This window comes from Micromonospora humi (assembly GCF_900090105.1).
GTDB classification, from domain to species: Bacteria; Actinomycetota; Actinomycetes; order Mycobacteriales; family Micromonosporaceae; genus Micromonospora; species Micromonospora humi.
This window is the reverse complement of record NZ_FMDM01000004.1, coordinates 1-11,837: the sequence shown is the minus strand read 5'-3', so window position 1 is coordinate 11,837 and position 11,837 is coordinate 1. Positions and strand designations below refer to the sequence as shown.

General features: G+C 73.8%; 10 protein-coding genes. 9 read left to right on the top strand and 1 reads right to left on the bottom strand.

What is annotated here, in order from left to right; genetic code table 11:
- Positions 1-31 precede the first annotated feature (31 nt).
- Positions 32-1,621, top strand: a complete 1,590-nt coding sequence (locus GA0070213_RS08380; RefSeq protein WP_091060211.1) for a CBM96 family carbohydrate-binding protein — start codon at positions 32-34, stop codon at positions 1,619-1,621.
- A 12-nt stretch (positions 1,622-1,633) separates the two neighbouring features.
- Here GA0070213_RS08380 and mgrA read toward each other — a convergent pair whose 3' ends face one another.
- Positions 1,634-2,632 (bottom strand): L-glyceraldehyde 3-phosphate reductase, encoded by a 999-nt coding sequence (mgrA, locus tag GA0070213_RS08375; RefSeq protein WP_091060208.1) that lies wholly within the window; start codon positions 2,630-2,632, stop codon positions 1,634-1,636.
- A 65-nt stretch (positions 2,633-2,697) separates the two neighbouring features.
- On the opposite strand from mgrA, the gene GA0070213_RS08370 reads away from it, so the two are divergent.
- From GA0070213_RS08370 to GA0070213_RS08335, 8 genes are all read left to right on the top strand, one after another.
- Positions 2,698-3,666, top strand: coding sequence for an aldo/keto reductase (locus tag GA0070213_RS08370; protein WP_091060205.1), 969 nt, complete (start codon positions 2,698-2,700; stop codon positions 3,664-3,666).
- A 5-nt stretch (positions 3,667-3,671) separates the two neighbouring features.
- Complete coding sequence (locus GA0070213_RS08365) at positions 3,672-4,169, top strand: hemerythrin domain-containing protein (RefSeq protein WP_175441269.1); 498 nt, start codon at positions 3,672-3,674, stop codon at positions 4,167-4,169.
- 60 nt (positions 4,170-4,229) lie between these two features.
- Complete coding sequence (locus GA0070213_RS08360; protein ID WP_091060200.1) at positions 4,230-5,480, top strand: sensor histidine kinase; 1,251 nt, start codon at positions 4,230-4,232, stop codon at positions 5,478-5,480.
- On the top strand, positions 5,477-6,127 hold the full coding sequence (locus GA0070213_RS08355) for a response regulator (protein WP_091060197.1): 651 nt from the start codon (positions 5,477-5,479) through the stop codon (positions 6,125-6,127). The genes GA0070213_RS08360 and GA0070213_RS08355 overlap by 4 nt, the downstream gene beginning before the upstream one ends.
- A 73-nt stretch (positions 6,128-6,200) precedes the next feature.
- Positions 6,201-7,259, top strand: a complete 1,059-nt coding sequence (locus GA0070213_RS08350) for a hypothetical protein (protein ID WP_091060194.1) — start codon at positions 6,201-6,203, stop codon at positions 7,257-7,259.
- Between the two features lie 71 nt (positions 7,260-7,330).
- Entirely contained in the window at positions 7,331-8,782 is a 1,452-nt protein-coding gene (locus GA0070213_RS08345; protein ID WP_091060192.1) for a magnesium chelatase ATPase subunit I, read from the top strand.
- 2 nt (positions 8,783-8,784) lie between these two features.
- On the top strand, positions 8,785-10,737 hold the full coding sequence (locus GA0070213_RS08340; protein ID WP_091060189.1) for a VWA domain-containing protein: 1,953 nt from the start codon (positions 8,785-8,787) through the stop codon (positions 10,735-10,737).
- Positions 10,738-11,369: 632 nt separating this feature from the next.
- Positions 11,370-11,837 (top strand): hypothetical protein (locus GA0070213_RS08335; protein WP_091061444.1); only part of this gene is annotated, 468 nt, incomplete at its 3' end.

Sequence of the window (11,837 nt, the reverse complement as noted above, 5' to 3'; positions counted from 1 at the left end):
GGGCCACCCTCCACACCGTTCTGGAGGAGCAATGACCACTCGATCCCGATCCCTGCTCCGACTGGCGGCGCCGGTGCTCGTCCTGGCCGGTGCCACCGTCATCCCGCCCACCACCGCGGCGCAGGCCGGCCGGCCGAAGCCGCACGCGACGACCGCCGCGGCGGTCGCCCGGGCGACCGACGCCGTCACGCTCAATCCGGTGGCCGACGCCTGGGTGGACGCCTCCCGTCCGTCGACGAACGCGGGGCGGACGTCCTCGCTCCGGGTCGACGCCGTGCCCCGGCAGGTCGCCTACCTGCGGTTCGACGTCACCGGCGTCACCACGGACCCGACCGCGGTGCTGCGGCTCTATGTGGAGACCGCCAGCAGCACCGGGGTGGACATCCACCCGGTGGCCGACAACACCTGGGACGAGAACACCATCACCTACGCCAACGCCCCGCCGATCGGCGCCACGACCGTCCGCAGCGGACCGGTCGGCGCGGACACCTGGGTGTCGGTGAGCGTCTCGTCGCTGGTCACCGGGAACGGGCCGGTGACCGTGGCGCTCACCACCACCAACGACACCGGCCTGCGGGTGACCAGCCGGGAGGGGGCCAACAAGCCCCAACTGATCACGCCGTCCCCACCCAACCCGTCGCCGTACGTCATAAGCCGGCTCGGCGCGGTCACCTACCAGGCGGCCTCCGACGTCACCGGGGAGACCTACACCGGCAGCCTCAAGAGCGTGCTGGAGAGCGCCGTGATCGAGCTGAACCGCCTCGGCGGCGGGACGGTCCGCTTCGGCGCCGGCACGTTCGACTTCGGCGCCGAGTACATGAAACTGGAGGGCATTCGCAAGGTGACCTTCGTCGGCGCCGGCATGTACGACACGCTCATCCGCAACGACAACTCCAGCGCCGGGGACACCGAGCCGTTCAACACCAAGGGTTGGGACAGCGTGATCGTCCGGGACCTCGCGGTCTCCGCCGAGGGGGCGTTCCGGAGCACCAGCGACGCGCTCGACTTCGACGACGGCAACAACATGGTCGTGGAGCGGGTGCGGGTGACCGCCTCCCGAGGGCGGGGCATCGTGTTCGACGGCAAGAACCAGAACTGGGTGTCGATGGGCAACACCGTGCGGGACTGCGTCATCAGCGGCGCCCAGAGCGACGGCGTCGAACTGCTGGCGACCAGCGGGGACACGGTCACCGGCTGCACCATCACCAACGTGGGCGGGCACGGCATCCAGGTCAACCGCGCCTCGTCCAGCGCCGACCAGCCGAACAAGACGGCCGACCACAACGTGGTGAGCGACAACGTGATCAACCAGGCCGGGCAGGACGGCATCAACGTCAACGGCGGCACCGACAACCAGATCGTCGACAACCACGTCACCAACAGCGCGAACGTCACGCCGAACCGGGACGGCATCCGGGTCACCACCGCCACCGGGGTGACCTGCGTCGACACGCTGGTCAGCGGCGACCTGGCCATCGACGACCAGACCGTCAAGACGCAGCGCTACGGGCTCTACATCACCGAGGGCTGCGACGGCACCATCGTCGGACCCGGCACCACGTTCACCCCCAACCGGGTGAGCGCGGTCCGGGACGCCGGCACCGGGACCGTCTTCCGCTGAACCCCAGCGGCGTCACCGCGCCCCGGCGAGGATCTGGTCGATCTCGGCCAGGTCCTCGCCGGCCAGGTCCAGACCGTCCAGCGCGGCGACGTTGCCCTCCAGTTGGCCGACGCTGCTCGCGCCGATGATCAGGCTGGTCATCCGCGGGTCCCGCAGCGCCCACACCAGGGCGAGTTGGGCCAGCGTCTGGCCGCGTCGCCGGGCCACCTCGGCGAGTGCGCGGATGGTCGCCATCGTCGCCTCGTCGAGGTCGCTCTCGTTGAGGAAGACGCTGGTGCGCACCCGTGAGTCGGCCGGGATGCCACCCAGGTAGCGGTCGGTCAGCAGGCCCTGGGCCAGCGGGCTGAACGCGATGCAGCCGGCGCCGACCTCCGCCAGCGTGTCCAGCAGCCCGTCGGACTCGGTCCAGCGGTTGAGCATCGAGTACGACGGCTGGTTGATCAGCAGCGGCGTGCCCAGGTCGCGGAGGATCTCGGCGGCCCGCCGCGTCTGCTCCGAGTCGTAGTTGGAGATGCCGACGTAGAGCGCCCGGCCCGAGCGGACGATCGTGTCCAGCGCGCCCATCGTCTCCTCGAGCGGAGTGTCCGGGTCGAACCGGTGCGAGTAGAAGATGTCGACGTGGTCCAGGCCCAGCCGGCGCAGCGACTGGTCCAGCGACGAGATCAGGTACTTCCGGGAGCCCCACTCGCCGTACGGGCCGGGCCACATCAGGTAGCCGGCCTTGCTGGACACCACCAGCTCGTCCCGGTAGGGCTTCAGGTCGGTGGCGAGCAGCCGGCCGAACGCCTCCTCCGCCGCGCCCGGCGGCGGGCCGTAGTTGTTGGCCAGGTCGAAGTGGGTGATGCCGAGGTCGAAGGCGCGACGGACGATGTCACGCTGCCGTTCGAAGGGCCGGTCCGGCCCGAAGTTGTGCCACAGGCCGAGGGAGATGACGGGCAGCTTGAGCCCGCTGCGGCCGCTGCGCCGGTAGTGCATGTCGTCGTAACGGTCGTCGCTGGCGAGGTAGGTCACCCGATCATTCTGCCGCGACCGGCGAACAGGCGTGCGGTGCCACCGCCGCGGGTAGCGTCGTCGGCATGCGTTTCGTGCGGCTCGACACCCCCAAGCCCATCTCGAAGATCGGCCTCGGCACGTGGCAGTTCGGCTCCCGGGAGTGGGGCTACGGCCCCGACTACGAGCGCCGCGCGGCCGAGATCGTGCGGCGGGCGCTCGACCTCGGGGTCACCCTCTTCGACACCGCCGAGCTGTACGGCTTCGGCCGCAGCGAACGGATCCTCGGCGCGGCCCTTGCCGATGACCGGGCGAAGGTCGTGGTGGCCAGCAAGATCTTCCCGCTGCTGCCGGTGGCCCCGGTGGTGCAGCAGCGGGCGGTCGCCTCCGCGGCCCGGCTCGGCGTCGACGGCATCGACCTCTACCAGGTGCACCAGGCCAACCCGGTGGTCGCCGACACCACCACCATGCGCGGCATGCGCTCGTTGCAGGACGTCGGTCTGGTCGGCGAGGTCGGCGTCAGCAACTACGACCTGCGCCGGTGGCGGTTCGCCGAGGCCGCGCTGGGCCGGCGGGTGCTGAGCAACCAGGTCCGCTACAGCATGATCGACCGGGGTCCGGAGGAGGACCTGATCCCGTACGCGGAACAGGCCGGCCGGATCGTCATCGCGTACAGCCCGCTGGCGCAGGGCTTCCTCTCGGGTCGCTACGACGCCACGAACCCGCCCGCCGGGGCGGTACGCCGGGCCAACCCGTACTTCCTGCCGGAGAACCTGGCGCGCGGCACCCAGCTGATCGCCACCCTGCGCGAGGTGGCCGACGCACACGACGCCACGCCCAGCCAGATCGCGCTCGCCTACGTGCTGCGGCACCCGAACGTGGTGGCCATTCCCGGCGCGTCCGGGGTGGAGCAGATGGAACGCAACGCGGCCGCCGCCGACATCGACCTGGCCGACGACGAGTACGCCGCGCTGGTCGCCGCCGCACACGCGTTCCGGCCGGTCACCGGCCTGGCCGCGGTGCCCCGGATGATCCGCGCCCGACTGGGGAAGTGAACCGCATGGACGACATCACCGCACTGATCCTGGACGACCACGCCGCCTTCCGGCGCGGCTTCGCCCGGCTCGACGACGCCCGCGACCCGGCCGAGATGCTGGCGATCTGGGAGGCGCTCGCCCTGCACCTGGACATCCACGCCGAGGCGGAGGAGGCCATCCTCTATCCGCACCTGGTGAAGCACGGCGACGACGGCGAGGACGAGACCGCCGACGCGATCGGCGACCACAACAAGATCCGCGACGCGATCGCCGAGGCCAAGCTGCACGAGGTCGGCTCGGACGCCTGGTGGACGGCGGTGGGCGAGGCGCGCAAGGAGAACAGCGAGCACCTGGCCGAGGAGGAGGACCAGGCGCTGCCCGACTTCCGCCGGCACGCGAGCGTGGAGTTGCGGGCCGAGCTGGGGGCGCGCTGGCTCACCTTCTACGGCGAGCACAAGAACGGCCGCGACCTGCCGTTCCGCGACAAGGACCCGGACCAGTACGTGCGCGACCACCGCTGAGGCACCGATCTCCCCGGCGCGGGGGAGTCGCGCGGCGGGTGGCGGCGGGACAATGACCGGATGACGGTCCGGGGTGTGTTCGCGCCGCTGGTGCGCGGCAGCACCTGGCGGCGGGCCGTGTTCCTGCTCCTCGGCGGCGTGCTCGCGCTGCCGTACGTGCTGCTGGTGGTGGCGTTCGCGCAGTTGCTGACCAGCACGGAGGTGCCGCGCCCGCTCGGGTTCGGGCTGCTGCTGGTCGGCGCCGGGCTGGCCGTGGTGCCGGTGTTCCTGGCTGGCAGTCGGGCGCTGGAGATCGCCGCCGCCCGGGCGCTGCTCGCGGTCGACCTGCCGGAACCCCTGCCGGGTCACCGCGTCGACCGGGAGACCCGGCTACGGGCCGCGCTCTGGATCGCCATGCACCTGGGCACCGGCGCGGCGGTGCTGTTCGCCGCGATCAGCGCGTTCCCGATGGCGCTGGTCTTCGTCGCCGGGCTGGCCGGGGTGGACGTCGGCGCGGTGTCCGACGAGCGGTTCGGCCCGTTCGACCCGGCCCGGCCGGTGCCCGCCGGGCTGGCCGGGGTGGCCGTGCTGGTCGCGCTCGGCTACGCGGTGGCCGGGCTGGGCGCGCTCGCCGCGTCGATGGCGCCGGTGCTGCTCGGCCCGGCCCAGGCCGAGCGGATCGCCGCGCTGGAGGCCCGCGCCGTGCGGCTGGCCGAGCGCAACCGGCTGGCCCGGGAGCTGCACGACTCGGTCGGGCACGCGCTGACCGTGGCGACGCTCCAGGCCGGCGCCGCGCGGGAGGTGCTCGACACCGACCCGGAGTTCAGCCGCCGGGCGCTGCGGGCCATCGAGGAGACCAGCCGGCGGGCCATGGACGACCTCGACCAGGTGCTCGGGCTGCTCCGCGAGACCGACTCCGGCCGGCAGCCGGCGCCCACCGCGCCGCAGCCCACCCTGGCCGGGCTGGACGGGCTGGTCGCCACCGCCCGGGCCGCCGGGCTGGTCGTCGAGTCCCGGGTCGACGGGCCGTTGGACGCGCTGCCCGCGGTGGTGTCCCGCGAGGGTTACCGGATCGTGCAGGAAGGGCTGACCAACGCGGCCCGACACGGCCGGGGGCCGGTGACGCTGCGGGTCGCCGTACCCCCGGAAGGGTTGGAGATCGAGCTGGTCAACGCCGTGCGCGGCGCCACCCGGGCGACCGGCGGCGGGCGCGGGCTGGACGGCATGCGGGAACGGGTGCTGCTGCTCGGCGGGCGGCTCGACGCCGGCCCGGCGGGGGAACGGTGGCGGGTCCGGGCCACGCTGCCGGCGCCCAGGGAGGAGAGCGGGTGACCATCGACGTGCTGGTCGTCGACGACGACGAGCTGATCCGGGTCGGCCTGCGGGCGATCGTCGACGCCCAGCCCGACCTGCGGGTCGTCGGCGAGGCGGCGGACGGTGCGGAGGTGCCGCCGCTGGTGGCCAAGCTGCGACCGCGGGTGGTGCTGATGGACGTGCGGATGCCGGCCATCGACGGCATCCAGGCCACCCGCCGGCTGCTCGCCGCGTCCGCCGACCCGCCGCGCGTGCTGGTGGTCACCACGTTCGCCAACGACGAGTACGTCTACGAGGCGCTGCGCGCCGGGGCCAGCGGATTCCTGCTCAAGCGGGCCCGCCCGACCGAGGTGGTGGAGGCGATCCGGGTGGTGGCGGCCGGCGAGTCGCTGCTCTTCCCGGCCGCCATCCGGCAGCTCGTCGGCGCGTACGGGCGGCGCGGCGGGGACCGGCTGGACGCCGCCCGGCTGACCGAACGGGAGGGTGAGGTGCTGCGGCTGATGGCGGCCGGACTGTCCAACCCGGAGATCGCCGCCCGGCTGGTGCTCGGCGTGGAGACGGTCAAGACGCACGTCGGGAACGTGCTGGCCAAGCTCGGGGTGCGGGACCGCACCCAGGCGGTGATCGCCGCGTACGAGTCGGGGTTCGTGGTCCCGACCGGCTGAGTCCCCCGGCCGGGGGAGACGCTTCACCCCGGCCCGGGAGGGTTCCGGCGCGGCGGGAGCCGAGGCTCGAACCATGACCGCCACGCTGCTCGCACCGACCCGTCACCGGTCCCGGACCGCGCCGCTCGCCGCCGGCTGGCTCGCGTTCTGGGGCGTGCTCGCCCTGATCTCCACCGTGACCGGCGCCGGCTACCCGTTCGGCGACCACGACCGGGACCGCCCGGTCAACCTGCTCCGGCTGGTGCCGGTGTCGCTCGGGCCGGCGCTGTTCGCGGCGCTGCTGCTCACCGCCGCGGTCGTCGCGCTGGCCATGGCCGGTCCGGTCACCCACCCGTCCCGACCGCTGCGCGCGCTGCTGCTCGGCTACGGCTGGACGGTCGCGTTCGTGCTGGCCGTGGTGGTGCCGGACACCCGGGTGCTGATCACGCTGGGCTACGCGCCGATCCTGCTCGTCGGCGCGCCGTTCGGCTGGCCGCCGGTCGACTACGCCGACGTGTTCACCTGGACGCTGCTGTGCAAGACCGCCGCGATGGCGGGCGGGGTGCTGCTCGCGCTGGCGGTGCTCGGCTGGCAACGCCGTACCGCCGGGGCCTGTGCCGCCTGCGGCCGCGGTGCCGCCGAGCGGGACTGGACCACAGCGGACGCCGCGGCCCGCTGGGGCCGCTGGGCGGCCTGGACCGCCGCGGTCATCCCCACCCTGTACGCGCTCACCCGGCTGGCCTGGGCCGCCGGTATCCCGCTCGGCATCTCCCGCGACTTCCTCGACGAGATGCACGACAGCGGCATCGTCTGGGCGGGTGCCGGGCTGGGCGCCTTCGCGGTGGCCGGGGCGGTGCTCACGCTCGGACTGGTCCGCCCCTGGGGCGAGCGGTTCCCCCGGTGGATGGTCGGCCTGGCCGGCCGCCGGGTGCCGGTGTCGCTCGCCGTGGTGCCCGCCACGCTCGTCGCGCTCGCGGTCACCGCCGGCTCCCTCGGGCTGGTCACCGCCCCCCGGTTCTGGGAGCTGACCGGCGGGTTCAGCCTGACCACGCTGCCCATGCTGCTCTGGCCGCTCTGGGGTGTCGCGCTCGGCGCGGCCACGTACGCCTACCTGCTGCGCCGCCGCGGCGTGTGTCGCCGCTGCGGGCGTTGACCGCCCCCGGTGGTCGGTCCCGGTCACGGGGCGGGACCGACCACCGGGCGGTGCGGAAAATCTGAGCTAGCGTGGGGCGGGTGAGCGTTCACACCCAGGTTTCCCCGGTCCCGCCCGCCGAGCTGCCCGGCACGCTCGGTGCGCTGCGCGCGACCGGCCACCACTACCGCACGGTCAAGCAGGAACTCCGCGACAACCTCCTCGCCCGGATGCGCGCCGGCGAGGACCGCTTCCCCGGCATCGTCGGCTACGAGGACACCGTGCTGCCCGAGGTCGAGCGCGCGTTGCTCGCCGGCCACGACATGGTGCTGCTCGGCGAACGCGGGCAGGGCAAGACCCGGTTGATCCGCTCGTTGGGCGCGCTGCTCGACGAGTGGACGCCGGTGCTCCCCGGCTCGGTGCTCAACGAGCACCCGATGCACCCGCTCACCCCGGCGTCGCGCGCGCTCGTCGAGTCGGCCGGCGACGACCTGCCGATCGGCTGGCTGCACCGCTCGATGCGCTACGGCGAGAAGCTCGCCACCCCGGACACCAGCGTCGGCGACCTGATCGGCGACGTCGACCCGGTGCGGCTCGCCCAGGGGCGCACCCTCGGCGACCCGGAGACCATCCACTTCGGGCTGGTGCCCCGCACCAACCGGGGGGTCTTCGCCGTCAACGAGCTGCCCGACCTGGCCGAGCGGATCCAGGTGGCGCTGCTCAACGTGCTGGAGGAGCGCGACATCCAGGTCCGCGGCTACCAGCTGCGACTGCCGCTGGACCTGCTGCTGGTGGCCAGCGCCAACCCGGAGGACTACACCAACCGGGGCCGGATCATCACCCCGTTGAAGGACCGCTTCGGCGCGGAGATCCGCACCCACTACCCGCTCGACCTGGAGTTGGAGCTGGCGCTGATCCGGCAGGAGGCCGACCTGGTCGCCGGCGTGCCGGAGCACGTGCTGGAGGTGCTCGCCCGGTTCGCCCGCGAGGTGCGTGAGTCACCGTCGGTGGACCCGCGCTCCGGGGTGTCCGCCCGGTTCGCCATCGCCGCCGCGGAGACCGTCGCCGCCGCCGCGCTGCGCCGCTCCGGCCTGCTCGCCGCCGGCTCGGGCTCGGCCGAGGCGCCCGTGGCGCGCGTCGGTGACGCCGCGTCGGTGACGTCCACGCTGCGCGGGAAGGTGGAGTTCGAGAGCGGCGAGGAGGGGCGCGAGATCGAGGTCCTCGGGCACCTGCTGCGGACCGCCACCGCCGAGACGTTCCGGGCCCGGCTGGCCGGGCTGGACCTGTCCGGCTTCACCGCGCTGGTCGCCGAGGGCGCCGTGGTCGAGACTGGTGAACTGGTCTCCTCGGCGGAGCTGCTGCGCCAGGTCGGCACCGTGCCGGGGCTGGCCAAGGTGCTCGACCGGCTCGGCCTCGGCGACGCGCCCAGCCCGGAGGAGGCCGCCGCCGGGATCGAGTTCGTCCTGGAAGGGCTGCACCTGACCCGCCGGCTGGGCAAGGACGTCACCGACGCCGGGCGCACCGTCTACGGCGGCCGGGGCTGACCGTGGCCGGCAACCGGTTCCGATACGGGCAGTGGCGCGGCGGACCCGACCCGCTCGCCCCGCCGTACGACGTGCGTGCCGCGGTGGACGCGGTCGGCGCGGAGGTGCTCAACGGCGGCAGCCTGCGGGAGGCGTTGCGGGACCTGCTGCGGCGCGGCCCCGACGGGCGCGGCGGCCTGGCGGACCTGGCCGCCCGGGCCCGCCGGCTGCGCCGGGAGGCGTTGCGCCGGGGTGACCTCGACGGCACGGTGACCCGGGCCCAGGCGCTGCTCGACCAGGCGCTCGCCGCCGAGCGGGACGAACTGCGGGGCCGCGACGGCGACGACGCCCGGTTCGCCGAGGCGATGCTGGACAACCTGCCCCGGTCCACCGCCCGCGCGGTGTCCGAGCTGGCGGGGTACGACTGGGCCAGCGCCGAGGCACGCCAGACCTACCAGCGCATCCTGGACGGGCTGCGCGGCGAGGTGCTGGAGCAGCGCTTCGCCGGGCTGCGGGACGCGGCGCGCGCCGCCGCCGACCCGGAGGCGCAGCGGCAGCTCGCCGAGATGATGGGTGACCTCAACGACCTGCTCGCCCGGCACGCCCGCTCGGAGGACACCACCGACGCGTTCGCCGAGTTCATGCGCCGGCACGGCCGGTTCTTCCCGGAACAGCCCCGCGACGTCGAGGAGTTGGTCGACGTGCTGGCCCGCCGGGCGGCGGCGGGGGAGCGGCTGATGCGGTCGCTGTCCGACCGGCAACGCGAGGAGCTGGCCGGGCTGATGCGACAGTCGCTCGGCGACCGGCTCGCCGGGGAGCTGTCCCAGCTCGACGACCACCTGCGGGCGCTGCGCCCCGACCTGAACTGGCAGCGCGGCGAGCGGGTGCGCGGCGACCAGCCGCTCGGCTACGGCGAGGCGGCCGGCGCGCTCGACGAGATCGCCGAACTCGACGAGCTGCTCGACTCCCTCGACCAGGACCAGGCCGGCGCCACCCTGGACGACGTCGACGTCGACACGGTGGCCCGGACCCTGGGCCGTGACGCCGCCGACGACGTGCGCCGGCTGCGCGACCTGGAACGGGAGCTTCGTCGCCAGGGCTGGGTGAGCCGGGACGCGGACGGGCTGACGCTCAGCCCGAAGGCGCTGCGCCGGCTCGCCGGCACCGCGCTGCGCCGGGTCTTCGCCGACCTGACCGCCGGCCCGCGCGGCCAGCACGACCTGCGTACGGCCGGCGCGGCCGGCGAGGTGAGCGGCAGCTCCCGCCAGTGGGAGTACGGCGACGAGCAGCCGCTGGACGTGGTGCGTACGCTCACCCGCGCGGTGCGGCGGGCCGGTCCCGGGGTGCCGGTGCCGCTCGCGGTGGAGGACTTCGAGGTGGTGGAGACCGAGCGCCGCGCGTCGGCGGCGGTGGTGCTCTGCGTCGACCTGTCCTACTCGATGATCTCGCAGGGGCGCTGGGGCCCGATGAAGCAGACCGCGCTGGCCCTGTCGCACCTGATGGCCACCCGGTTCCCGCAGGACGCGTTGCAGATCATCGGCTTCGGCCGGGAGGCGATGCCGCTGACCCAGCAGGAGCTGGCGGCGGCGGAGCCGGACATGCAGCAGGGCACCAACCTCCAGCACGCGCTGCGGCTGGCCGGCCGGCACCTGCGCCGCCACCCTGGCGCCGAGCCGGTGGTGCTGGTGGTCACCGACGGCGAGCCCACCGCCCACCTGGACCCCGACGACGGTGAGGCGTACTTCAACTGGCCGCCGCTGCCGGAGACGATCGAGGCGACGATCCGGGAGGTGGACCGGCTGACCCGCTACGGCGCGACGCTCAACCTGTTCATGCTCGGCGATGATCCGGGGCTGCGCCGGTTCGTGGACGCGGTGGCCCGGCGGTCGAAGGGCCGGATGTTCACGCCCGACCTGGGCGACCTCGGCGAGTACGTGGTCTCCGACTACCTCCGCGCCCGCCACGGCCGCCGCTGAGGCGTAAGGAGGGCCCCCTGTTAACGCATTCCGCATAGGAGGGGCCCCCTCCTCACACCGCAGCGCTCACCGGACCCCGCCGACGCGCCACCCGCCCCGTCCTCCCTGCTGCCCTAACGCACTCAGAATGTGCCGCCCACGCCGAGGCGGCCCGGTGGGTGGAGCGTGAGACACCCGTGACGTTCCACTCGCGGGCCGCGCGGGGCGTGGGTGGAACGCCATGGGTGTGTGCGGGGCCCTGAGACACCCATGGCGTTCCAGTCGTGGGGTCGGTGAGGCGTGGGTGGAACGCCATGGGTGTCTGCGTGCGTTCCAGCCGGTGTGTTCCGGGTGTCTGGTTCGGGGGTGGTGGGCGGCACCCCGGCGACGGAATCGTCGCGGGGTGCGGGGCGTTGTAGACGGGTGAACGACCGAGGAAGGCGAGCGCACCCCCGCACCGCCGACCACCTGCCGCCCCCCACCCCGGGAATGACGGTGGCCGCCCGGTCGTTACACCTACTCCCGGCACCCGCGACGAGGCAGCGTCCTGCCCCGCGAGCATGCCGGATCCCCCCAGTCTTCTGAGCGCCTGACGGTGCCCCCGCACCCCGTCCCCCCACGGGGTGCGTCGACCCCCGAATGGAGCCCTCACCATGAACACGATCCTGCGTAAGAGCATCCTCGGTGTTGCTGGCCTGGCCTTTACCGGTGGTGTGTTCGCCGGTCCGATCGCCGCGCACGCCGACACCCCCGCCCACACCGGCACCAAGCCGGTCACGGCCGCCGCGAGTGTGCAGGGTGAGCAGTCCACCATCGCGCTCAACGACGAGCAGACGGCCAACGTGAAGGCGATCATCGCCGCGACGAAGAAGGCCGGCCTGCCCGAGCGCGCCGCGGTCGTCTCGATCGCCACCGCCCTGCAGGAGTCGAAGCTGGAGAACCTCGGGCACCTCGGCGACCGCAATGACCACGACTCGCTGGGCCTGTTCCAGCAGCGCCCCTCCAGCGGTTGGGGCACCCCGGAGCAGATCACCGACCCCGAGTACTCCACCCTGGCGTTCCTCAAGGGCCTCAAGCAGGTCGACGGCTGGCAGGACATGCCGCTGACCAAGGCCGCCCAG

What these genes read in the sequence shown, in the direction of transcription:
- GA0070213_RS08380 (WP_091060211.1), top strand. Translation starts at nt 32, where the DNA reads ATGACCACTCGATCCCGATCCCTGCTCCGACTGGCGGCGCCGGTGCTC.
- GA0070213_RS08360 (WP_091060200.1), top strand. Translation starts at nt 4,230, where the DNA reads ATGACGGTCCGGGGTGTGTTCGCGCCGCTGGTGCGCGGCAGCACCTGG.
- GA0070213_RS08370 (WP_091060205.1), top strand. Translation starts at nt 2,698, where the DNA reads ATGCGTTTCGTGCGGCTCGACACCCCCAAGCCCATCTCGAAGATCGGC.
- GA0070213_RS08365 (WP_175441269.1), top strand. Translation starts at nt 3,672, where the DNA reads ATGGACGACATCACCGCACTGATCCTGGACGACCACGCCGCCTTCCGG.
- GA0070213_RS08350 (WP_091060194.1), top strand. Translation starts at nt 6,201, where the DNA reads ATGACCGCCACGCTGCTCGCACCGACCCGTCACCGGTCCCGGACCGCG.